General features: G+C 47.7%; 17 protein-coding genes. 10 read left to right on the forward strand and 7 right to left on the reverse strand.

The genetic code is table 11. The annotated features are described in order from the left end of the window. Positions 1-44 precede the first annotated feature (44 nt). The 3 genes from gldA to B5D42_RS09660 form a co-directional block, all read right to left on the reverse strand. Positions 45-947 (reverse strand): gliding motility-associated ABC transporter ATP-binding subunit GldA, encoded by a 903-nt coding sequence (gene gldA, locus B5D42_RS09650; protein WP_078831268.1) that lies wholly within the window; start codon positions 945-947, stop codon positions 45-47. A 61-nt stretch (positions 948-1,008) separates the two neighbouring features. Continuing rightward, entirely contained in the window at positions 1,009-1,227 is a 219-nt protein-coding gene (locus B5D42_RS09655) for a DUF6814 family protein (protein WP_078831269.1), read from the reverse strand. A 37-nt stretch (positions 1,228-1,264) separates the two neighbouring features. After that, positions 1,265-2,788 (reverse strand): MFS transporter, encoded by a 1,524-nt coding sequence (locus tag B5D42_RS09660; RefSeq protein WP_176112961.1) that lies wholly within the window; start codon positions 2,786-2,788, stop codon positions 1,265-1,267. A gap of 174 nt (positions 2,789-2,962) precedes the next feature. On the opposite strand from B5D42_RS09660, the gene acs reads away from it, so the two are divergent. The 3 genes from acs (at position 2,963) to B5D42_RS09675 (ending at position 6,807) form a co-directional block, all read left to right on the forward strand. Next, positions 2,963-4,888, forward strand: a complete 1,926-nt coding sequence (gene acs, locus B5D42_RS09665) for an acetate--CoA ligase (RefSeq protein WP_078831271.1) — start codon at positions 2,963-2,965, stop codon at positions 4,886-4,888. A 126-nt stretch (positions 4,889-5,014) separates the two neighbouring features. Then, positions 5,015-5,386, forward strand: coding sequence for a BlaI/MecI/CopY family transcriptional regulator (locus B5D42_RS09670; protein ID WP_078831272.1), 372 nt, complete (start codon positions 5,015-5,017; stop codon positions 5,384-5,386). After that, the gene (locus B5D42_RS09675; protein ID WP_078831273.1) at positions 5,383-6,807 is read left to right on the forward strand and encodes a M56 family metallopeptidase; all 1,425 of its coding nucleotides are present in this window, start codon (positions 5,383-5,385) and stop codon (positions 6,805-6,807) included. The genes B5D42_RS09670 and B5D42_RS09675 overlap by 4 nt, the downstream gene beginning before the upstream one ends. Positions 6,808-6,873: 66 nt before the next feature. Here the strand turns inward: B5D42_RS09675 and B5D42_RS09680 are convergent, their stop codons facing one another. The 4 genes from B5D42_RS09680 to B5D42_RS09695 all read right to left on the reverse strand — a co-directional run bounded on the left by B5D42_RS09680 (position 6,874) and on the right by B5D42_RS09695 (position 12,890). Continuing rightward, on the reverse strand, positions 6,874-8,133 hold the full coding sequence (locus B5D42_RS09680; protein ID WP_078831274.1) for a DUF1501 domain-containing protein: 1,260 nt from the start codon (positions 8,131-8,133) through the stop codon (positions 6,874-6,876). Between the two features lie 49 nt (positions 8,134-8,182). Continuing rightward, positions 8,183-10,198, reverse strand: coding sequence for a DUF1800 domain-containing protein (locus B5D42_RS09685; RefSeq protein ID WP_078831275.1), 2,016 nt, complete (start codon positions 10,196-10,198; stop codon positions 8,183-8,185). Positions 10,199-10,265: 67 nt separating this feature from the next. Next, a complete protein-coding gene (locus tag B5D42_RS09690; RefSeq protein ID WP_078831276.1) occupies positions 10,266-10,757 on the reverse strand; it encodes a GNAT family N-acetyltransferase in 492 nt (163 codons plus the stop codon). 81 nt (positions 10,758-10,838) lie between these two features. Next, positions 10,839-12,890: an OPT family oligopeptide transporter gene (locus B5D42_RS09695; RefSeq protein WP_078831277.1), complete on the reverse strand. Its 2,052-nt coding sequence runs from the start codon at positions 12,888-12,890 to the stop codon at positions 10,839-10,841. Between the two features lie 141 nt (positions 12,891-13,031). Here B5D42_RS09695 and B5D42_RS09700 point away from each other — a divergent pair, with 141 nt between their 5' ends. The 7 genes from B5D42_RS09700 to mrdA (B5D42_RS09730) all read left to right on the forward strand — a co-directional run bounded on the left by B5D42_RS09700 (position 13,032) and on the right by mrdA (B5D42_RS09730) (position 22,791). Then, positions 13,032-14,459 carry a POT-type proton-dependent oligopeptide transporter gene (locus B5D42_RS09700; RefSeq protein ID WP_078831278.1) on the forward strand — a complete coding sequence of 476 codons (1,428 nt, stop codon included), beginning with the start codon at positions 13,032-13,034 and terminating at the stop codon, positions 14,457-14,459. Between the two features lie 81 nt (positions 14,460-14,540). After that, the gene (purD, locus tag B5D42_RS09705) at positions 14,541-15,824 is read left to right on the forward strand and encodes a phosphoribosylamine--glycine ligase (protein ID WP_078831279.1); all 1,284 of its coding nucleotides are present in this window, start codon (positions 14,541-14,543) and stop codon (positions 15,822-15,824) included. Positions 15,825-15,990: 166 nt separating this feature from the next. Beyond that, positions 15,991-17,016, forward strand: coding sequence for a rod shape-determining protein (locus B5D42_RS09710; protein ID WP_078831280.1), 1,026 nt, complete (start codon positions 15,991-15,993; stop codon positions 17,014-17,016). Positions 17,017-17,056: 40 nt separating this feature from the next. Next, the gene (gene mreC, locus B5D42_RS09715) at positions 17,057-17,908 is read left to right on the forward strand and encodes a rod shape-determining protein MreC (protein WP_078831281.1); all 852 of its coding nucleotides are present in this window, start codon (positions 17,057-17,059) and stop codon (positions 17,906-17,908) included. Next, positions 17,905-18,438 carry a rod shape-determining protein MreD gene (locus tag B5D42_RS09720; RefSeq protein ID WP_078831282.1) on the forward strand — a complete coding sequence of 178 codons (534 nt, stop codon included), beginning with the start codon at positions 17,905-17,907 and terminating at the stop codon, positions 18,436-18,438. The genes mreC and B5D42_RS09720 overlap by 4 nt, the downstream gene beginning before the upstream one ends. Positions 18,439-18,533: 95 nt before the next feature. Continuing rightward, on the forward strand, positions 18,534-20,621 hold the full coding sequence (mrdA, locus tag B5D42_RS09725; RefSeq protein ID WP_078831283.1) for a penicillin-binding protein 2: 2,088 nt from the start codon (positions 18,534-18,536) through the stop codon (positions 20,619-20,621). Positions 20,622-20,742: 121 nt separating this feature from the next. Continuing rightward, positions 20,743-22,791: a penicillin-binding protein 2 gene (gene mrdA / locus B5D42_RS09730; RefSeq protein WP_078831284.1), complete on the forward strand. Its 2,049-nt coding sequence runs from the start codon at positions 20,743-20,745 to the stop codon at positions 22,789-22,791.

Genomic DNA, 22,791 nt, shown 5'->3' on the forward strand with positions numbered 1-22,791 from the left:
TACGGAATTGGCGGTTCTGTGGCAATTTTAACCATTCCTTCCTCTTACTTCGTGAAGCTCCGGAATACATCTTCCAGGCTTTCTGTCTCTGCCTGGAGCGACAATATATTCAGGTTTTGTGTTACTGCCAGTTCCAGCAGCTGTTTACGGAGCTGATCGGGATTCTTAGCCAGGATCCGGTAAACAGGTTCCCTGTATTCCACTTTCCCCGCATCTGCCAGCGCAGTGAGCCATTCTGGCTGTATTGCTTCCTTAAAACTCACCAGTACGATATGTTGTTCACGGCGTTTGCTGCGAAGGTTGGCCACTGTGTCATCTGCTACAATTCGTCCCTTGCTGATGATGATTACCCGGTCGCAGATGGCTTCCACTTCCTGTAAAATATGCGACGAAAAAAGGATCGTCCTTGTTCTGCCCTGCTCTTTGATCACGTTCCTGATCTCGATGATCTGGTTGGGATCCAGCCCGCTGGTAGGCTCATCCAGGATCAGCACTTCCGGGTCATGTATCAGCGCCGCAGCAAGGCCTACACGCTGTTTATATCCTTTGGAGAGTTGTCCTATTTTTTTATGGCTTTCCTTATCCAGACCTGTCAGCTGTATGATCTTTTCTCTCTGTTCCATGCGGTTACCGATCTGGTGTACACCTGCAATGAAATCAAGGTATTCCCGCACATACATATCCATATAAAGCGGGTTTGCTTCGGGCAGGTAGCCGATCTTTCTTTTAACGGAGATAGGGTCTGCAGTTACGTCTACACCGTTCACCACGGCCGTTCCGGCATCCGGCTTCAGGTAACCGGTGATCATTTTCATGGTAGTGCTTTTGCCGGCGCCATTGGGTCCGAGAAATCCTACGATCTCACCTTTGGCGGCAGTAAAGGAAATATGATCCACCGCTTTCTGATCCCCGTATTGCTTGGCAAGGCCTTTTACTTCAATTGACATGGCATCAAAATTAGCGATCCCTCACTGAATGATTTTGTAAGATTATGAGAAAATCAGTCTTTCAGCGTTCATCGTATTCTCCTTTTACGGCATAATACCCGAAGATCACCATTCCGATGGCAATGGGGATGAAGACCGCAACAAATACACCCCACTGGATCTTCGTATCGGTTTCCGGTTTTTTGGCGATCTCTCCTGCGGCCGCCTGCACGATAAAATAAATGGCCAGCGGCCCGAGTACCATCCAGATAATTCCTGCTATTCGTTTTAACTGATTCATGGTTCATGTTTGATTTGTGGTGAAACAACCGGGTTCATTAAACTGCTTCTGATAATTGTTCCGGTTTTGTTTTCAGGTACAAGACCCCGATCACGAAACAGATGCCTGCAATCACGATCGGGTAGATCAGCCCTGCAAGCGGGTCTGTGGTATGGATCGTAGTTAAGAGTGTGGCGATAAATGGCGTCAGTCCGCCGAAAACGCCGTTGCCGATATGATAAGGCAGCGACATAGACGTGTACCTGATCCGCGTCGGGAACAGCTCTACAAGGAATGCCGCAATAGGACCGTAGACCATCGTAACATACAGGATCATGATAAAGACAATACCCACCATCGTCCAGTAATCACGCGTATTTAATTGTTTAACAACCGTAGTTACAGGTTTAACAGTCGCTTTCCCGGAAGCATATACAGTGTCCTTGGTAATGGTTGTCATTACGGTGGCATCGGTATAAATATGTTTAACAGTTGATACGCGGAAGGTGTCTGTTATCCCTGCCGATGCATACATCCCTACATCTGTACTCTTCTTTTCCAGTGTTCTCTCCGTTACCGATGAAAGTGTGATCAGTTTATTGAATAAAGGCTTATAGGTAACAACAGCCAGCAGCATACCTGCCAGCATGATCCATTTACGGCCGATCTTATCACTCCAGCTGCCGAATACAACAAAAAAGGGCGTGGCAAAGAGAATAGCCCAGATCAGGATCGTACGCGACTGATCGAAATCTACCTTACATACATTCTCAATAAATGATTGTGCATAGAACTGACCGGTATACCATACAACGCCCTGCCCCATGGTTGCCGCGAACAAAGCCAGCAATACCATTTTCAGGTTGTCTTTTTTGCCAAAGCTTTCTTTCAGCGGATTTGCCGAAGTCTTGCCCTCTGCCTTCAGTTTTGAAAACAGCGGCGACTCACTCATCTTTAACCGTATGTAAATGGATACAACTACCAGCAGTATCGAAACCAGGAATGGAATACGCCAGCCCCAGTCGTTGAATTTGGCAATGGATTTTGCCTGGTCTGCATCGAGCGCATGTCTGGTGATCAGTATCACACCGAGCGATACAAATAATCCGAGTGTAGCGGTTGTCTGGATCCAGGATGTGAAGAACCCGCGCCTGTGTTCGGGTGCATGTTCTGCCACATAGGTAGCTGCCCCGCCATATTCTCCGCCGAGTGCGAGCCCCTGTACCAGCCGCAGCAACAGCACAAGCACTGGCGCGGCAAAGCCGATGGTATCGTAACCGGGAATAAGACCGATAGCGAATGTAGAGCCGCCCATCAGTACCAGGGTGAGCAGGAATGTATATTTTCTTCCGATCAGATCGCCGAGGCGTCCGAATACCAGTGCTCCGAATGGCCTTACGATAAAGCCAGCCGCAAATGTGGCGAGTGTAGACAGCAATGCCGCCGTTGGATTGGCTTTCGGGAAAAACTGGTTCGCAAGCACGGTGGCAAGGCTGCCGAAAATGTAGAAATCATACCATTCAATTAATGTGCCGAGCGATGATGCGCCGATGATCTTCCAGATACCTTTGCTTTGTTTCATATGTTTTACAATCTGCTTCAACTTACACCAAAGCATTCATTTTACCAAGTAAATGCAACCGGCGGCAAACGATGAAATACAAACGGGCGTTAGCATTCAGCTGCTTATCCATCATTTCAAAAGTGATTAAAAGAGGATGTTTATATTTACGGCTCCAATAAAAAACTGAGTGACATGTCTTACCCCTACCAGATCAAAAGTTTCGATGAGTATAAGAGCGAATACCAGAAGAGTGTTGCAGACCCGGCCGGTTTCTGGAGCGGAATTGCCGAGCATTTCAGCTGGCGCAAAAAATGGGCTGAGGTTTCCGAATGGAATTTCACCGAACCCGATATTAAATGGTTTAAAGGCGGCAAACTGAATATTACAGAGAACTGCCTCGACCGGCACCTGGAATACAATGGCAACAAACCCGCCATCATCTGGGAACCGAACGATCCTGAAGAACATCACCGTGTTCTTACTTACAAAAAGCTCCATGAAAAAGTCTGCCAGTTTGCACATGTGCTGAAGAACAATGGCGTGAAAAAAGGCGACCGTGTCTGTATCTATATGGGCATGATCCCCGAACTGGCTATCTCTGTGCTGGCCTGTGCAAGGATCGGTGCAATTCATTCGGTTGTGTTTGGTGGTTTCTCGGCACAAAGCATTGCAGACAGGTTATATGATGCGCAGGCTGAATTTATTGTTACCTGCGACGGTGCCTACCGGGGCGCAAAGGATATACCACTGAAAAGTGTGATAGACGATGCCCTGATCGGTAACAGGACCGTAAAAAAAGTGATCGTATGCACACGTACCCGCACACCGGTATCGATGCTGAAAGGAAGAGATGTATGGTGGGAAGAGGAAATGAAGCAGGTGGAAGAAAAAGGGCTCACTTTTATTGAAGCCGAGGAAATGGATGCGGAAGATCCGCTGTTCATCCTGTACACTTCCGGTTCAACCGGAAAGCCTAAAGGCGTGGTGCATACCTGCGCAGGCTATATGATCTATGCCAATTATTCATTCATCAATGTGTTCCAGTACAAGCCCGGGCAAATACATTTCTGTACCGCGGACATCGGCTGGATCACGGGGCACAGCTATATCGTATACGGCCCGCTCAGCGCCGGCGCCACAACCGTTTTATTCGAAGGCGTTCCTACCTGGCCGGATGCAGGCCGGTTCTGGGATATCGTTGACAAATACAAAGTAAACATTCTCTATACCGCACCAACTGCGATCCGCAGCCTGATGGGCTTTGGCCTGGATCCGTTACAGGGTAAAGACCTGTCCTCCTTAAATGTACTGGGAACCGTTGGCGAACCCATCAATGAAGAAGCATGGCATTGGTATGATGAACATGTGGGCAAGAAAAAATGTCCTATTGTAGATACCTGGTGGCAGACAGAGACCGGCGGTGTGCTGATCTCCAACCTCGCAGGCATAACACCTGCAAAACCAAGCTGGGCAACACTCCCGCTGCCAGGTGTTCAACCGGTTCTGGTAGATGAAAAAGGAGATGAAGTAACGGAAGCCACAGACGGCGTCATCAGCGGCAATCTTTGTATCAAAGCGCCATGGCCGGGTATACTGAGAACTACTTATGGCGATCATGAACGCTGCCGTACCAATTATTTTGCCACTTATCCGGGTCTGTATTTCACCGGCGACGGTGCGCTGAAAGACGCAGATGGTTTTTACAGGATCACTGGTCGTGTGGATGATGTGCTGAATGTAAGCGGACACCGTATCGGCACTGCCGAAGTTGAGAATGCGATCAACATGCACGCAGGTGTGGTTGAAAGTGCAGTTGTAGGTTACCCGCACGACATCAAGGGACAGGGCATTTACGCATACGTGATCTACCAGGGCATGCATGGCGGCGACACTGAACTCACCAGGAAAGATATCCTGCAAACGGTTACAAGGATCATCGGTCCGATTGCAAAACCTGATAAAATCCAGTTTGTAAGCGGTTTGCCCAAAACCCGCAGCGGTAAGATCATGCGCCGGATACTGCGCAAGATTGCAGAAGGAGAACTTTCAAATCTCGGCGATACCTCAACCCTGCTTGATCCTGCAGTGGTAGATGAAATTAAAAACGGTAAACTCTGAGAGTTAGAACTGATAAGAAAAGGAGAAACGTAATTGTTTCTCCTTTTTTATTTCCTTCCACAAAACATATTGTGGTTGTAAAAAGAATATTCTACATTTATAGAACACATAATCATCATGTAGAATATGGAGCTGACCAAAGCAGAAGAACAACTGATGGAATATCTCTGGCAACAGGGCAAAGCATTTTTGAAAGAACTGATAGAAGCATTCCCCGATCCTAAACCCGCAAATACCACAGTTGCCACACTGATCAAAAGAATGAGCGATAAGGGCTTTGTCGGTTACCAGCTTTTCGGCAACTCGCGCAGGTACTATCCGTTGGTTGACAAGAACGATTATTATGCACGCCAGGTAAATGGTATGATCCGCAATAGTTTTAATGATTCGGCCGTGCAGTTTGCATCCTTCTTTACACGTTCTGCCCATCTGAGCGAAAATGACCTGAAAGAACTCCGTAAACTGATAGATTCGGAAATCAAAAAAAAGAAGAAATGATCGCTTATATCATCCGGTCTTTTTTGTGCGGGCTCGCTTTGCTGCTTTTGCACAAAGGACTTTTACAGGGCGAAAAATGTTACCGGTTCAACCGCTTTTACCTCCTGTTCAGTATGGTCGCAATGCTGGTTATACCGATGATCAGGATCGATATGAGTGAAAGTCTTCCTGCTCCCGTATTACCTGCCCTGCAATATGTATCAGTTCCTGAGCAGGCGGCAGTTGCACTGGCAACCGGAGATATTCCTTCGTATTCTCTTCCGTTATGGAAGATGTTTTACCTGTTGATCTCTGCGCTTTTATTGATTCGTTTCGTCCATAACCTGGTACGTTTATTAAAACAGGTAGCCAGATTAGAAAAGGCAACTTACAGGAACAGGTCTGTATTACTGCTGCCTGATGGTTCTGGCAATTATACATTCCTGCATCATATTTTTATCAGTCGTTCCGATTATGAAAACCGCGAACAGGAATCGCGCATCATCGATCACGAAATCATTCATGCGGAGCAGAAACATAGCTGGGATATTCTTTTTACCGAATTGTTACTGGTTTGCTGCTGGTTCAATCCATTACTCATCCTCTATAAAAAAAGGATTCAGCTCAACCATGAATTCCTTGCGGATGATGCTGTAAAAGGCAATGGCAGCGATTCATTTTCCTACCAGTACCTTGTACTTGCCAAAGCCGGTGCCCATGCTAGCGTAAACATGACCAGCAGTTTCCATTATACTGCTACAAAGAAAAGACTGATCATGATGAATCGCAGTTCCTCACTGCGAAAATTTGTGTTGAAACTTGCAGTTTTATTACCTGCGCTTACAATTGTTATAACAGGCATTACTGCTGAAGCTCCGGCAAAATTATTCCCGGCAGATATTGCTTCGCTTACTGGCATATCAGTAGCTACAGAAAGGAATACACCTCAATCCCTCATCGGTGAAATGCTGTTGATACGTAACCGCTACATGGCAGCACCGCCCGCGGTAAGAAGTTTATATACTGTAACTGCGGCCGACAGGCAAAGACTGGAAACCATTTTTCTTCAGCTGTCACCCGCAGAACAGGCCACTGCTCCTGTCCGGTTTTTGGCTTCATTCGTTCCGCCCGGGAAAATAATTCCTACAGCTGATCAACTCGACAAATGGAAAGACGCTGCTGTGTATGGAGTCTGGATAGATGGAAAGAAAGTGAGTAATGAAACACTTTCTGATTATACGCCTTCAGATTTTTCCCATTATGCAGGAAGCAAACTTTCGGGTACTGCACAGAAGAACAATGCATATACTGTTCAGCTCAATCTCATGACCAATGCTTATTACCAGGAATTCCGCGAAAAGCGGTTGAAAAATAAACGCAGCAGCATGATGTTCGTTTTTCCCCGACAAGGAAAAACACCGGTTATGATTGGCGTGGCATAACAGGAACCTTATTCAATAAAAAAGGAGAAGCTGATCGCTTCTCCTTTTTGTTATGCTTTGTTCCGCTTAGCTTTTCATCATACTGAGACTCGAGCCATCCCATTGCGGGAAAAGCTTGCTGTTGTTATTGATATTGAGGTGCCCGTTCGCAACCGCACTGAATACAGATCTGAAATCAGTGGTAACCGGCAGATCTCTACCATCTTCCAGGTCTGCTTTAGCGAGTGATTTGATGTTATTGTACACTTTACCCCCCTGCACATCGTTGCCAAGTACAAAGAGACAGCTTGCACGTCCGTGGTCAGTACCGCCGGTTCCGTTCTGGTGTGCCGTACGGCCGAATTCCGTCATGGTCATTACAGTAACATCATCCTGGTATGCTGCCATATCTTTCCAGAAAGCAGCGATACTATCGCCGAAGTCCTGCAGGTTACGGCTCAGGATACCGTTAGCGGTTCCCTGGTTATAATGCGTATCCCAGCCTCCGCTTTCTGCAAATCCGATTTCCATACCTACATCCATCTTGATCAGTGTTGCAATCTGTTTCAGTGAATTTCCCAGCGCAGAGTTGGGATATACTGCACCATTTGCAGGCTGATAATTTTTGATATTTGCCGCACTCAGCATTTTCATTGCATCAAAACTTTCTTTACCCGTACGGTTCAGGATCTGGCTGGAGGTTTCATCATATAACTGTTCGAATGATTTCGCTGCCATATTGGTTGCCATCGGATTACCGCGCATCTGGATCGCGAAATCCTGCAGGTTACTGATGGCGAGCGCCTCGTTATCGCCATAAAAACTCCTGGGCAAAGCGCTTGTGAGACTTACGGCCCTGAACGGAGAACCATCATGACCTGTGAGGCCTACAGCTCTGTTCAGCCAGCCGCTGGCGGTTCCTTTGTTAAATGGAGTTCCGCTTTCCATAAAGTCCTGCGCATCGAAGTGGCTCCGGGTATTATTAGGACTGCCCACGCCATGCACAATAGCCATTCTGCCTTCCGTGAAAAACGGGTAGAGATTTTTCAATCCCGGGTGTAACCCAAATTTTCCATCGAGATCTGTCAGGCCGCCTTCCGTTGCTGAAGGACTCATGTATAACGTCGGTCTTAATGCTTTCAGGTTGGGGTCTGCATAAGGGCTCACAGCCATCAGACCATCCATCGCGCCGCGCTGGAATATGCAGACCAGTACTTTATTTTTTTTGTACGGCGGGATGATCTTTTTACTGTCGGCAGCCCGTGCAATAAAAGAAGGTACTCCTCCGAAGCCGGCTGCGAACAATGCCAGCGCTCCTGATTTTACAAATCCTCTTCTGTTGACCATAACAATTGTATTTGGATACCCGTTTACAAGTGGGGTATAATGATTGAATTTATTTTCTCTGGAATTCCGGTGAACCGATGATGATACCCGCAACCTGCGAAAGTGCAGTATTATTGCCTGCCGCATAGGTCATACGCGGATCGGTAGCTTTTTTATTCAAGGCTGTTTTTGCCTTTTGCTTCTTACCTTTCCCAGTACCGGTATCATTATTCATCGCCATCATATCATTTCCTTGCATATCACCCGCAGGAACAGGTGCTGTATTTTTCGCCGCAGCATCATTGATCTTCTTTTCAACATTGGCATCGCGCACGAGTGCGGTAAGACGTTTTATGTTTTCCTCCTGGTTACGTTCAGGCAATAAGATTCGGCTATAGATGGCAAGTGCTTCATCAGGACTTTCCGGTTCATGGCCGTTGTTCAGCGCAATCAGATTAAGCTTTACACCAGGGATCTTTTCCGTTGCGAAAGCAAGCCCGAAGTTCATTCTGTTCAGGAGTGAGCCCGTATTGATCCAGTAAGCTGCCCTGTCCGGAAAACCGGTAGGCGCCTGGTAATAGTAGAAACGCTGTCCCATCTTCATGCACCAGGTATAGATCTGGAAAGGTTGCTGTACATCTGCATTGGTAGCACGTACGGCACTGATGGCAAATTCAAAAGGTGATTTTACTTTTTCGCGTAAGGCGCTTTTAGCCCAGAACTCTTTGCTGTTGACCATGGTGATCATCACCGCTTTCAGGTTTCCTTTTGTTGCCAGGAATGTTTCTGCCATTTCTTTTACAAGCGCGGTAGATGGTGTATCACTTACAAAACGGGTAGCCAGTTTGGTAGAAATGAATTTTGCCGTTGCGGGATAATTCGCAAGCAATTCCAACACCTGCATTCCTTCTTTATAACCGCCGTTGGCAGGAAAACGATGACCAAGGATCATCTTCTCACCTTCATCATGTTTATTACCACGGAACAGAAAATCGCCTTCTGTAATGATGCCCTGTTTTGCCATTTTATCATCACCCAAACGATCGAGTTGTTTTTTGGCAACACCGTCATTGAACATTGGCCTTGGTGCCCAGCCTGTCAATGCACGCGCAACTTCGGTTACATCGTTTTGTGTATAACCGCCGTCCACACCGAGTGTATGCAACTCCATGATCTCACGTGCATAGTTCTCGTTAAGACCTTGTCTTTTCTGGTTATTCATGGCCTGTTCCATTGCCATCATCTCATTGGCAATTCTGGAAGAAGTATCTTTTTCTGCCTGCCTGCGTTTGCGTTCCAGCTGCGCTTTGGCATTGGCTTCCTGCTTTTTGCCGGCATCGTTATTATTACTTATGCTTGTTGCATTGTCGAGGTATTCGAGCATGGCCGGATGCTTGGCTGTTGCTACCAGCATATCCTGGAAATTACCCGTTACATAAGGACGGATCGCATCACGCTCATAGGTCATGATGAATTGCTCGCTCTGGTTCTTGGTGAGAGAAACATTGAAGTGGTTGAACCAGAAATCTGTGAGTATTTCCTTTAACTGGTTTTCGCTGTATGCAGCCCTGATCACTTTCTGGTTGATGAGCTGCCTTTGTAATTCTGCAATTGGCTTATACCCTTCCTGCTTCATTACAGCGAGGAGTTTGTCCTGGTATTCTTTTCTTCCTGCAGCCTGAACGGAATCTTTATTGATCAGTCCTTTCCTTATACCCACCCGTATTACCTGCCCGTTGTTGAGATAAGTATTTACTATGCTGTCGTTATCGATCTGCAGGGCATCATACCCTTTGAGTTTTTCTGCCAGTACTGCATCATCGAGTGTGCCATCGAACTGCTGCTCCAGCCATTTTTCAAGCCCCATATCCGCTACCTTATCGATCTCGCCGGGCCTTGCACCAAAAGTGAAACGGCTGAGCAGGTGAGCTGCTGCCTGTTTCTTTGTGAGTCCCATCTTTTTATAGGGTAGTGAGATCTTAGGATCTTTGGCCGCGCCATTATCCTCCTGCATAACAGAAAAGGCCGAGAACAGTGTGATGATCAATCCCACCGCCAGACTTTTATATAACAGGCTTATTTTCATAGCATATTTTTTATGTATGATAGCTAATGACTGTAAAAGTTTAACCGGGCCTTTCGCTTTTTCTTAACTATTTGCGCCACCCGTAATATTGCTCTGTTACAGTTTTGCCAAAAATGTGGCTTTTATGGGTTTCTCCGCGTCTGAAACCTGCTTTCAGGTACAGGGATGCCGCTTCTTTTAACTCACTGGTCGTCCATAAATAAGCTTCCTGGTAGCCGATTTCCTGTAAATTTTCCATGAACTGCTGTATAAGTAAACTCCCCAAACCCATCCCGCGTTGTGCTTTATCAAGCAGGAAAAACCGCAGCTGCGCTGTTTCATCGCTTCTGTGCATAAGGAAAAGGCAACCTGCCAGTTCCCCGTCGTTTTCACATAGCCAGATCCTGTCTTTCGAAGGGTCATATTGCTGCCAGAATTCATGGAGACCCGCTGCCACATATGATTCAAATCCTATACCATAACCGTATTCTGCGGCATAGATCCGGCCATGCAGTTGAATAACGCGGCCGATATCGCCTGGCTGCAATGTTTGCCTGATTGAAATGTGACGGAAGTTCATTCCTTTAAAATTACAGCAGCTATACCGGATTGCATAAAAAAGCCTCCGTTGTTACGGAGGCCTGGCTTTATAATAATTATGTTATGCTGTTTTCTTCATAGCCGTCCGGTAAAGGATGAGGCCCATGATAGCGAAGAAGACTGTACCCAGGAGGAAGTAACCATCCTGCGATAAATTATGTACAATAGATTCTTCACAATTAACTGCATTGAGGAAACGTTCCCCGCCGTCTGAACCCGCAATAAATGCAATGATCACCCCGGCCACAGCTCCTCCGGCCACAAGCCCCGTTGCAAAAAGACTTCCCTTACTCAGCTCTTCTTCTTCTGCATTCGGCGCCACGTTGGCTTTCTTCTGTTTATTCTCTACAATACCCCTGATGGCTCCGCCGATAAAAATAGGCAGCGTTGTTGCCAGTGGCAGGTATGCTCCTACTGCAAAGCTCAGTGATTTGATTCCGCAAAGTTCCATGGTGATGGCAAGGAACACGCCTGCGAATACATACTGCCAGTCGAGGTTCTGTGATAAGATCCCTTTGATCAGTGTTGCCATCAGTGTTGCCTGCGGTGCAGGATATTTTTCACTGCCGATCGCGTGCTGCACACCCTGCTGCATCATTTCAGTTGTTGGCTTATCCAGGAATTTCACCGTGATACCGATTACAATGGATGAAACAATTGCTCCTACAAACAATGCGATCTGCTGGTTCCGCGGTGTAGCACCCACGATATAACCACTCTTCAGATCCTGCGAAGTGGCTCCGGCATTAGCCGCAGCGATACAGATCATTCCACCCACTACCAGTACCAGCGGCTCAAATGCCTGACCTGTCCAGCCCACGCTTAAAAAGATCAGGCTGGTTCCCATTACAGTTGCGATGGTCATACCGCTGATCGGGTTATTGGATGAGCCGATCAGACCTACAATACGTGATGATACCGTTACAAACAATGCACCGAATAATACCACCAGCACGCCGATGAGCAGCTTCTGCAGGATACTGTCGCCCGGCACCTGCGGGAGTACGGTAATGAGAACGATCAGTGCAAGACTTCCCAGGCCTACTATTTTAAGGCTCAGGTCTTTTTCGGTGCGCACTACTTTCGCTGCGCCTTCCTCGCCACCGCCTTTCAGTGATGCGAGACTGCCTTTTACGGATTTGATAATGGTTGGTATGGTCTTGATCAGCGTGATAATACCACCTGCAGCTACCGTACCTGCGCCGATCTGGCGGATATAAGCATAATAAACCGCTGAAGAATAATCTGCAAAGCTGTGTGCTACCGGATCCCAGCCGCCTTTGCCGCCGGCTTTGGTAATATCTGCCAGGTAACCCAGCTTCACCAGCTGGCTTGCAATGGCATCGGGCGGCACGAGTGATGATAATAAAGGAATAAATACCAGCCAGCTCAGTACACCCCCAGCCACGAGTACACCCGCAATACGCGGCCCGATGATATAACCCACACCCAGGTACTCCGGTGTGATCTCTCCGCTTACTTTGGCAGAAGGGAAAAATTTATTGACCTGTTTGGTAGCATAATAAGGTGTTTCTGCAATCACATGCAGGATCTTCTGGAAAATAGCATATACAAATGCAACACCAAGACCCCAGAAAGCCGTTTTTGCAAAGTCTCCTCCGCGCTCTCCTGCTTTCAGTACATCGCCGCAGGCAGTTCCTTCGGGATAAGGCAGGTTATCGTGTTCATTTACGATGAGTGCCTTACGCAACGGAACCATCAGCAATGTTCCCAGCAAACCTCCTACGATAGCGAGAATAAGTATGGTGAGGTAATTGAAATATTCAGCACTGCTGGGTGATGAAAGAAACAGGAATCCCGGTAATGTGAATGCAACACCGGCAGCAATACTTTCACCGGCAGAACCTGTTGTCTGGATGATGTTGTTCTCGAGTATCGTTGTCTTCAAAAACTTTCTTCCGAGTGTGATCGCGATCACGGCAATGGGAATGGAAGCAGATACGGTTAACCCGGCTTTTAATGCAAGATAGACTGTTGCAGCACCGAAAATGACACCGAACAGGCTTCCTACAAGGATCGATTTTACGGTGAGCTCCTTCATATTGGTTTCAGGAGCAACAAATGGCTTGAAGCTTTTTTTGTCTTGTGACATAGAGACTTTTTAATCGTTAGACATGAGGTTGGGAGTACCGTAAAACCCGGCGCTGTACATTACAGATCACACGGTCAGCGTTAACTATTTTGCCAATTTAATCATCCCTCACCTTATCTTTAAAAATCCAAAATACAACTTATGGCCCAAATACAAAGCGATATCCCAAAAACCGGCATGCCCAAATCGATCCCCTACATCATCGGTAACGAGATTGCGGAAAGGTTCAGCTTCTATGGTTTACGGTCTATCATGGTTACTTATATGGCAGTGGCTTTTTTCAATCCCACGCTGAATCCCGCACTTACCGCAGAAGCGGATGCGAAAGCTAACCAGATGTCGCACATGTTTGTTACACTTGCCTATTTTATGCCATTGGTTGGTGCGATCATGGCCGACTGGTTCTTCGGTAAATACCGTGTTATTCTTTTCGTTTCGATATTATATACGTTCGGGCATTTTATGTTGTCGGTGGCAGGAGAAAGTTATACGATCTTCAGTGCGGGCTTAATTATAATTGCGTGTTGTGCCGGTGGTATTAAATCCTGTGTATCGGCGAATGTGGGCGATCAGTTCGACAAATCCAATGAACACCTGCTTTCCAAAGTATATGGCTGGTTTTATATGAGCATCAACCTGGGCGGAACGCTGGCACCATTGTTCATTCCTTTACTGAAAAAATATTATGGTCCGGATATCGCTTTCGGTGTTCCCGGTATCCTGATGGCGCTGGCAACGATCATGTTCTGGCTGGGCCGGAAAAAATACAAGCGGGTACCTCCTGCGGGTATCAAGAAAGAGAATTTCTTCAGCATCACATTATATGCACTGGCTAAGTTGTTCAACCGTAAGCCCGGACAAAAAGTATGGGATGCCGTTGGCGAAAAATATTCTGCGGAATCGATCGATGGCATCCGTGCTGTATATCGCGTACTGGCTGTATTTGCATTTACTCCCATATTCTGGGCCTTGTGGGACCAGAACCTGTCTGAATGGGTATTGCAGGCTACAAGAATGGACCTGACCATTGCCGGCAACTTTTCCATATTACCGGAACAGGTGAATTTCATCAATCCATTGTTCCTCGTGCTTTTGATCCCGGTATTTACCTCTTTTATTTTCCCGAAGCTGGAAAAAAGCGGTATTGCCGTAACGCCACTGCGCAAGATCGGTGCGGGCTTTGTGATCATCGGGCTGGCATTCGTCATTATTGCTTTCCTGCAGCAGAGCATCGACGCAGGTGGAAAACCATCAGTATGGTGGCAGATCCTGGCTTATATCTTACTGGCCGCATCTGAAATACTTGTTTCTGTTACCTGCCTCGAATATGCTTATACCCATTCTCCCAAATCGATGAAAAGTACCATGAGTGCATTATACCTGCTGGGCATTTCGGCGGGCAACCTCATTACAGGACTGATCAACACAGATATTGTAAACAAAGGTTTTTTCAGCCAGTTTACGGGTGCAAAATATTACTGGCTTTTCATCGGCATACTCGCCGTTACCATCCTATTGTTCCTGCTGATCTCCCGCAGACTGCCGGAAAAGAAATATGTAGGCGAATAATGCTGCGTTGTGACTTAGGGATAAATGTTTGTTGTTTAAAACAATAGTCCCTAAGTCACAAATTTGAAATTACTTTGCAGCATGAACATCTTACTCCTCGGATCAGGCGGCCGCGAGCATGCGTTGGCCTGGAAAATGACACAAAGCCATCATTGCGACCAGTTATTCATTGCACCCGGGAATGCCGGAACAGCCACGCTGGGCACCAATCTCCCGCTGTCTATCACAGATTTTGACGCCGTTAAGGAAGCCTGCCTGCAGCACAGGATCGATATGCTGGTAGTAGGTCCGGAAGAGCCGCTGGTAAAGGGCATTTATGATTATTTTACTGCAGACGAATCGCTCCGTCATATTACCGTAGTAGCGCCATCAGCTGCTGGCGCGCAGCTTGAGGGCAGTAAAGCATTCAGTAAAAAATTCATGCAGCGGCATAATGTTCCTACTGCAGCTTATGCAGAATTTACACAGGAAAATTTTGAGGAAGGAAAACAGTATATCGCGCAGCATACACTTCCGGTAGTGCTGAAAGCCGATGGACTTGCAGCCGGCAAAGGCGTTGTGATCGCAACTACGCATGAAGAGGCGCAGCAGGTATTTGAAGAGATGATCATCAACAGGCAGTTCGGTGATGCAAGCAGCAAAGTAGTGATAGAAGAATTCCTGGAAGGCATAGAAGTAAGTGTATTTGTTTTAACCGATGGCGACAGCTACCAGGTGATCGGGCATGCCAAGGATTACAAACGCATCGGCGAAGGAGATACAGGCCTGAATACAGGCGGGATGGGCTGTGTAAGCCCCGTTCCGTTCATGGACGATGCATTTATGCACACGGTGGAAGAAAGCATCATCAAACCAACAGTAGCGGGTTTGAAAAAAGAAGGACTCGTGTATCACGGTTTTATTTTCTTCGGACTGATGAATGTAAAAGGAACGCCTTATGTGATCGAATACAACTGCCGCATGGGCGATCCGGAAACGGAAGTGGTAATGCCGAGACTGCAGACAGATCTTGTTGCATTATTCGCAGCCATGGATAATGGCACACTAATTGATGCCAATATCGCATTCGATGAAAGAAGTTGTTGTACGGTAATGGCTGTCAGTGGCGGCTACCCGGGTGCGTACAGGAAAAACATTCCTATCAGCGGACTGGAAAATGCGGCAGACAATAAGAACAGTTTTGTGTTCCATGCAGGAACTACTGAGTCTGGGTCTGGCGTTGTAACAAACGGCGGCCGGGTACTGGCTGTGACCTCTTTTGGTAACACCATACCGGAAGCTGTGGGCATATCGCGGGGCATACTTGATCGTATCAGTTTTGAAGGCATGTACTTCAGGAAGGATATCGGGTATGAATTTGCCTGAAAAATGGTCAAAAAAGCCATTTTCTGACCCCGGAAAGGGCGATCCGGGCCGGAAACGGTTAAAAACGTGCAGGAACAGACAAATCCGTATCTTCAACTTTGTTAATTCGGGTAATTTCAACCACCTTTGCAAGCATTAGATAACAGATAAGAACTTTTTATATACAATGGGATTGTTTAACTTTTTTACGCAGGAAATTGCGATGGATCTCGGTACCGCCAATACCCTGATCATACATAACGATGAAGTGGTAGTGAATGAACCCTCAATTGTTGCGTTAAACCGCAATAATATGAAGGAAGTGCTGGCCGTGGGTAAAAAGGCATTGATGATGCACGAAAAGACCCATGAAAGCATCCGTACGGTACGTCCGCTGAAGGATGGTGTAATTGCCGACTTCAACGCTGCCGAGCTGATGATCCGGGAGCTGATCAAAATGATCTATCCGAAAAAACCATTGTTCCCGCCGAGCTGGCGTATGGTGATCTGTATTCCTTCTTCCATTACGGAAGTAGAGAAACGTGCGGTGCGCGACAGTGCCGAGCAGGCGGGTGCGAAAGAAGTATACATGATCCACGAGCCTATGGCAGCTGCCCTGGGTATCGGTATAGATGTGGAAGAACCTGTAGGTAATATGATCATCGATATCGGGGGTGGTACCACCGGTATAACGGTGATCGCACTGGCAGGTATCGTCTGCGACCAGAGTATCCGTATTGCAGGTGATGAATTTACTGCAGATATCATGGAAGCACTGCGTCGTTATCACAGCCTGCTGATTGGTGAGCGTACTGCAGAGCAGATCAAGATCCATGTAGGTGCGGCAATGAAAGACCTCGACAATCCGCCGGATGATCTGCCGGTAAACGGACGTGACCTGGTAACAGGTATCCCAAAACAGATCATGGTAAGCTACCAGGAAATTGCGGAAGCACTCGATAAAAGCATTTTCAAAATAGAAGAAGCGATCCTGAAAGCATTGGAAACAACGCCTCCCGAACTTGCAGCAGATATCTACCGCAGAGGTCTTTACCTCACTGGTGGTGGTGCATTGTTAAGAGGACTGGACAAGCGCCTGAGCGCCAAGATCAAGCTTCCCGTGCATGTGGCCGATGATCCGCTGAAAAGTGTGGTACGCGGAACAGGTCTGGCACTGAAGAACTATCAGCGTTTTCCGTTCATTATGAGATAACAGCCGGTTTTACAGAAACAGCAGCCTTCAAGCTTTTCCTTTGAAAAACATTTTCCTGTTCATACGGCGCTACTTTACCTTTTTCAGCTTTTTGGTATTACAGATAGCTGCGATCGTATTATTGAGCAGATCGAGCAAGACCCACGAGGTTTTCTTTTCTTCCGTATCCAATGAGATCACGGGCCGGATCGATAAACGTTACAGTCATCTGCGCAGTTATTTCAGCCTGCAGGAAACCAACCGCCAGCTGGCTGCAGAAAATGCAAGGCTCCGCAACCTGCTCATCACTGATTTCAAAGCACCGGACAGCAACAGGCTCAGTTTTATCGATACACTGGTCAGAGATTCACTCGGCCGCTTCCGCAAGTTCACTTACCTGCCTGCTGAAGTGATCGGTAACACTTTCACACTGCAAACGAATTTCATTACGATCGAACGCGGCAGCCTGCAGGGTGTTAAGAAAGGAATGGCAGTGGTGAGTCCGCAGGGTATTGCAGGTGTGGTGGTAGAAACTACTGAAAACATCAGCAGGGCTATGAGCCTCTTGCACCGCAACAGCAAAGTGAGCGCTATGCTGAAGAAAGACAATACAGCCGGCAGTATAGAATGGGATGGATCGGATCCCGCTTATCTGGTGCTGAAGAACGTAAGCAAAAGTGCAAAAGTGGCAAAAGGAGATACGGTGCTTACCAGCAACTACTCCGCCAACTTCCCGCCCAGCCTGATGATCGGTACCGTAACCGAAATTGCAGCGGATCCGTCCAGCAACTATTATACCCTTAAAGTAAAAACAGCCACCAATTTTTTCAATATCCGTTACGTGAACCTGGTAGAGAATGTGCGTTTTGCAGAACAGGTTGCACTGGAAAACACTCCTGCCAAAACACCATGAGCGACCTGTTGAAAAATATTGTCCGTTTCATTCTTTTCATCCTGTTCCAGGTGGTGATCCTGAACGAAGTGCCCCCATTGCACCAGTTCGTGGTTCCTTATATTTATTTCCTGTTCATTCTCTGGCTGCCCTTTAATATCAACAGGATCTTCCTGCTTTTTGTAAGTTTCCTGTTCGGGCTTTCACTCGATCTGTTTACCGGTACGCCGGGCCTTCATGCTGCGCCATGTGTGCTGATCGCATTTATCAGGCCATTCCTGCTCAATCTGCTCATCCCGCAGGAAACAACAGAGCAGAGTTATTCCGAGCCGGGTATCAAAAGCATGGGTGCTGCACCTTACAGTTTATATGTAGGCCTGCTCACTTTCATCCACCATTTTTACCTGGTGCTGATCGAATGGCTGCAGTTTGGCAACTTCATGTATTTTATCGGAAAGGTTTCTGCCACAACCGGTATCAGCCTGCTGATGATCGCCATTGCGGAAATGCTGTTCCAGCGTAAAGGAAAATACCGGACCAACGCCGCGTAAGCCACTATATATTTTTGCATTAATTTTATAGTGAATGGTCTTCAAAAAGAAGCAACTTTGCATCATTCATTCTTTACGTTTTTCATTGTACAGTTATGCCGGTATTCAATCAGAACAGAAGCCTTGTGGTGCGTATCATTTTTGCGGGAGTGTTCCTGTTGATCGTTGGTCAGCTCATCAACCTGCAGGTGTTTTCTTCCAAATACAAACTGGCCGCGGATAACAATGCCTTTTACCGGAAAGTGGTTTATCCCGATCGCGGCATCATTTTCGACCGTAAGAAAAAAGCCATCCTCGAGAATACCATCAGCTATGACCTCATGGTGATCCCCGCAGATGCACGCGGAACCGATACTGCAGCACTCTGTGCCCTGCTCAACATTGATACCGCCATGTACAAAAAAAGAATGCGCGACATCATTTTCAAGAACACGAGCGTAAAGCCCAGCGTTTTCGAAGCGCTGCTCACGCCGGATATGTTTGCCAGGCTGAACGAGAACATGTATAAATTTCCGGGCTTCTCACTCAACGAACGTTCTATCCGGAGCTATCCGCATAATGCAGCCGCCAATGTGCTGGGGTATATTGCCGAAGTTGATACCTCTTTTCTCCGCAGGCACAGGGATGAAGGTTATGAAATGGGCGATTATGTAGGAAAGACAGGCCTCGAGAATACCTATGAAAAAGTATTGATGGGCCAGCGCGGCATCAAACGGTATATCCGTGATAACAAGGGCCGGATCCAGGGCCCGTGGGAAAGCGGCGCTTATGACACCACCGCGCTCGCGGGAAAAAATCTTTATTCGAGCATCGATATCGAACTGCAGAAACTGGGTGAAAAGCTGATGAGCAATAAAGTAGGAAGCATTGTTGCCATCAACCCGAAAACAGGCGGCATCCTCTGCATGGTGAGCGCTCCTACCTATAACCCCAATTACCTTACCGGTAACCAGCGCCGCAAACACTTTTCCGAACTGTTCCTCGATCCGAGACTGCCATTGCTGAACAGGACCGTTTCTACCACCTACTCCCCCGGTTCTACTTTCAAGACCGTGGTTGGTATCATTGGTATGGCCGAAGGCGCTATCGACGACAGGATGACGGTAAGCTGTCCCGGTGCCTATTACGGTTGCGGACGCCGGATGGGTTGTCACGCTGCGGGTACTTTCTCGCTCAAGCCTGCCATCTCCCATTCCTGCAACAGTTATTTCGCGGTGACCTTCCGCAGGCTGATAGATCTCGACAAGTTCCCGAGCCGAGACAGCTCACTGGGTGAATTCAATAATTATGCATATTCATTCGGACTGGGGAAAAGGCTGGGTGTGGATCTGCCTTCCGAAAAAATGGGCAATATCCCAACCGCACAGTATTACCGCAAGATCTTCGGGCCGAAGTGGCAATCCTGCAATATTATCTCCAATAGTATCGGCCAGGGCGAGATCAGCACTACGCTTACGCAGCTTGCCAATGTAATGGCCATCATTGCCAACAAAGGCTGGTATTATACCCCGCACCTGATCGATTCGGTTGAAGGCGGTGACGATTATGGTTTGCTGGAAGCCTACCATACCCGCCACCAGACCAGGGATATTTCACAGGCTATTTTTGAGGAAGTACACGACGGGATGCAGGGCACCATGGAATTCGGTACGGGTGCTTATGCAAAAGTGCCGGGTATTACCGTCTGCGGCAAAACCGGAACAGTGGAAAACGCCTGGCGTGGTGAGAAGCAAAAGGACCACGCATTCTTCGGCGGATTTGCGCCGAGGGAAAATCCACAGATCGCGATTGCGGTGATGTGCGAGAATGCGGGCTTTGGTGCCACATCGGCAGCACCGATCGCCAGCCTGCTCATCGAACAATACCTGAAAGATTCTATTCCCGGAAAAGAAAGACAGGCTAAAGTGGAAGAGATCACCAAAATGAACCTGATCCCGGCACTGATGCGTCGTGCACTGGCAGAGCAGGATTCGATCAAACAGGTGAAACAGCTGGAAGCAGCGCGTAAAGCAGCTAAAGACACAACGCTGATAGATGATGAATCTGACAGCACCGAGCTGAAATCGCCTGCAGCACCACAACCCAAAATCCCTTCCAAACCCGTGAATGCAAAAGATACCATGGCCAAAGCCATTCTTCCGGATGAACGCCGTAAGTCGCAACGGAACAGGGCTGTGCGCTGATTCAGCATCACAAAAAAATATTTTTATCCCGTTGAAATAAATACCGGCATGCTGCGTTTTTTGTGAGCAGCTTTTTCCAGGCTGCAGCTCTCACAAGATTCAGACCCCTTCACTCCTTTTTATGCCGGTATTTCATCAGAACAGAAGCTCGATCGTTCGTATCATCTTTGCATGCATTTTCCTGGCTATAACCGGTCAGCTGGTGCATCTGCAACTTTTATCGCCGGGCTATAAAGCGGCTGCCGATAACAATGCCGTTCTGAGAAAAGTGATCTATCCCGACCGTGGCATCATCTTCGACAGGAACAGGAAAAGCCTGCTGGAAAACCGGCTCAGCAATGATCTTACGGTGATACCTGCAGAAGCCAGGGGCATTGATACCATTGCTTTCTGTGCCTTGCTGAATATAGATACAGCCGAATATAAAAAACGCATGCGCGACCTGATCGCCAGGAATACCTCTGTAAAACCCGGTGTTTTTGAAGCCTTGCTGAGTCCTGCGGTATATGCGCGCCTCAATGAAAACCTTTACCGCTTTCCGGGGTTTTCACTTGTGGAAAGATCCGTGCGTTCCTATCCTTATCATACCGCGGCACAGGTGTTGGGTTATATTGGTGAAGTGGATACCGCGTTTCTCCGCAGGCATGCCGGCGAAGGCTATGAGCAGGGAGATTATACCGGTATGAACGGGCTCGAAAGAAGTTATGAAAAGATCCTCATGGGTCAGCGGGGTGTGGTATGTTATACGCGCGACAATAAAAACCGTATCCAGGGTTCTTATGAAAATGGCCTGTACGATACAGCAGCCGTAGCAGGGCGTAATCTCTATACGAGCATCGATGTTGAAGTACAGCAGCTCGCCGAAAAATTGCTCCGTAACAAGATCGGAAGTGCTGTAGCTATCGATCCGCAAACGGGTGGCATCATTGCGATGGTATCCAGTCCGGGGTACGATCCTGAAATGTTAACCGGTAAGGAAAGAAGAAAGCATTTCGCCGAACTGCTGCTCGATACGGCCAAGCCTATGTACAACCGGGCTATTAAAGGTCAATACCCGCCGGGTTCCACATTTAAGCCCATCATGGGCCTGATGGCGCTGGAGCAGGGTCTGATCACACCTGCCTATGGCTATCCCTGCAATGGTGCTTATTACAACTGTGGCTTCAGGGTAAGATGTGAGCATGCGGAGGCAGGCCATGCCGCCACACTTCAGAAAGCGCTTGCGAAATCCTGTAACTCCTATTTCCTGCAGCTGTACCGGATGACGCTAGACAATCCTGTTTATGGCGGGGCAGAGAATGGTTATAAAAAATGGGAAGAATATGTACATGCATTCGGCCTGGGCGTAAAACCGGGTGTTGATCTTCCCGGTGCAGATATGGCCAATGTGCCTACGCTTGCAAAATACAATGCAGCATTGCGCGGGCCGGTAACAGGATGTAATACGCTGACCTTAGCCATCGGGCAGGACAGGCTCACGGCATCGCCCCTGCAAATGGCCAATACCATGTGCATTATTGCAAACAGGGGATTTTATTACGAACCTCATTTTGTAGACAGTATTGAAAATGAAACCGCAGAAGATAAAGGACTGCTCGGGCAATACCGCCAGCTGAAACAGGTAACCGCCAACCGCGCGGCATGCGAGTCAGTGATTGAAGGGATGTACGATGCAACGCAGTACGGAACGGCGGCTGCCATTAAAATTCCGGGGACCGACTATTGCGCCAAAACAGGAACAGCGCAGAATCCGCATGGCGACAACCATTCCTGGTTCGTTTGTTTTGCCCCGCGCGAAAATCCGAAGATTGCCATAGCGGTGATCGTGGAGAATGCCGGTTTCGGTTCGAGGTGGGCAGGACCTATTGCGGGTTTTATGGCGGAAAAATATCTTAACGATTCCATTCCCGCCTCCCGGATGGCCGAAGTGGAAAGGATCGCTTCAGCCGACCTGATCCCTGCAGCCCTCAGAAACTGGTACCGGAACCGCGAAAAACCAGCGGCAGAACCGGGAACAATATTTACTGGTGCCAATACACTTGTTACAGGCATTACAGCCAGTACCTTTACAGCGGCGGAAGATCAGCCGCAGCGGACAAACCTGGCCTTGAGCAATGAACAACCGGTGCTGGTGAACAATTCCAAAAAGAAAAAAGAAAGATCCAGATAA

This window comes from Sediminibacterium ginsengisoli, from assembly GCF_900167075.1.
In the GTDB taxonomy this organism is placed as follows: Bacteria; Bacteroidota; Bacteroidia; order Chitinophagales; family Chitinophagaceae; genus Sediminibacterium; species Sediminibacterium ginsengisoli.

What these genes read in the sequence shown, in the direction of transcription:
- B5D42_RS09680 (WP_078831274.1), bottom strand. Translation starts at nt 8,133, where the DNA reads ATGGTCAACAGAAGAGGATTTGTAAAATCAGGAGCGCTGGCATTGTTC.
- B5D42_RS09675 (WP_078831273.1), top strand. Translation starts at nt 5,383, where the DNA reads ATGATCGCTTATATCATCCGGTCTTTTTTGTGCGGGCTCGCTTTGCTG.
- B5D42_RS09660 (WP_176112961.1), bottom strand. Translation starts at nt 2,788, where the DNA reads ATGAAACAAAGCAAAGGTATCTGGAAGATCATCGGCGCATCATCGCTC.
- gldA (WP_078831268.1), bottom strand. Translation starts at nt 947, where the DNA reads ATGTCAATTGAAGTAAAAGGCCTTGCCAAGCAATACGGGGATCAGAAA.
- B5D42_RS09655 (WP_078831269.1), bottom strand. Translation starts at nt 1,227, where the DNA reads ATGAATCAGTTAAAACGAATAGCAGGAATTATCTGGATGGTACTCGGG.
- acs (WP_078831271.1), top strand. Translation starts at nt 2,963, where the DNA reads ATGTCTTACCCCTACCAGATCAAAAGTTTCGATGAGTATAAGAGCGAA.
- B5D42_RS09710 (WP_078831280.1), top strand. Translation starts at nt 15,991, where the DNA reads ATGGGATTGTTTAACTTTTTTACGCAGGAAATTGCGATGGATCTCGGT.
- B5D42_RS09690 (WP_078831276.1), bottom strand. Translation starts at nt 10,757, where the DNA reads ATGAACTTCCGTCACATTTCAATCAGGCAAACATTGCAGCCAGGCGAT.
- mrdA (WP_078831284.1), top strand. Translation starts at nt 20,743, where the DNA reads ATGCCGGTATTTCATCAGAACAGAAGCTCGATCGTTCGTATCATCTTT.
- B5D42_RS09695 (WP_078831277.1), bottom strand. Translation starts at nt 12,890, where the DNA reads ATGTCACAAGACAAAAAAAGCTTCAAGCCATTTGTTGCTCCTGAAACC.
- B5D42_RS09670 (WP_078831272.1), top strand. Translation starts at nt 5,015, where the DNA reads ATGGAGCTGACCAAAGCAGAAGAACAACTGATGGAATATCTCTGGCAA.
- B5D42_RS09720 (WP_078831282.1), top strand. Translation starts at nt 17,905, where the DNA reads ATGAGCGACCTGTTGAAAAATATTGTCCGTTTCATTCTTTTCATCCTG.
- B5D42_RS09700 (WP_078831278.1), top strand. Translation starts at nt 13,032, where the DNA reads ATGGCCCAAATACAAAGCGATATCCCAAAAACCGGCATGCCCAAATCG.
- mrdA (WP_078831283.1), top strand. Translation starts at nt 18,534, where the DNA reads ATGCCGGTATTCAATCAGAACAGAAGCCTTGTGGTGCGTATCATTTTT.
- purD (WP_078831279.1), top strand. Translation starts at nt 14,541, where the DNA reads ATGAACATCTTACTCCTCGGATCAGGCGGCCGCGAGCATGCGTTGGCC.
- B5D42_RS09685 (WP_078831275.1), bottom strand. Translation starts at nt 10,198, where the DNA reads ATGAAAATAAGCCTGTTATATAAAAGTCTGGCGGTGGGATTGATCATC.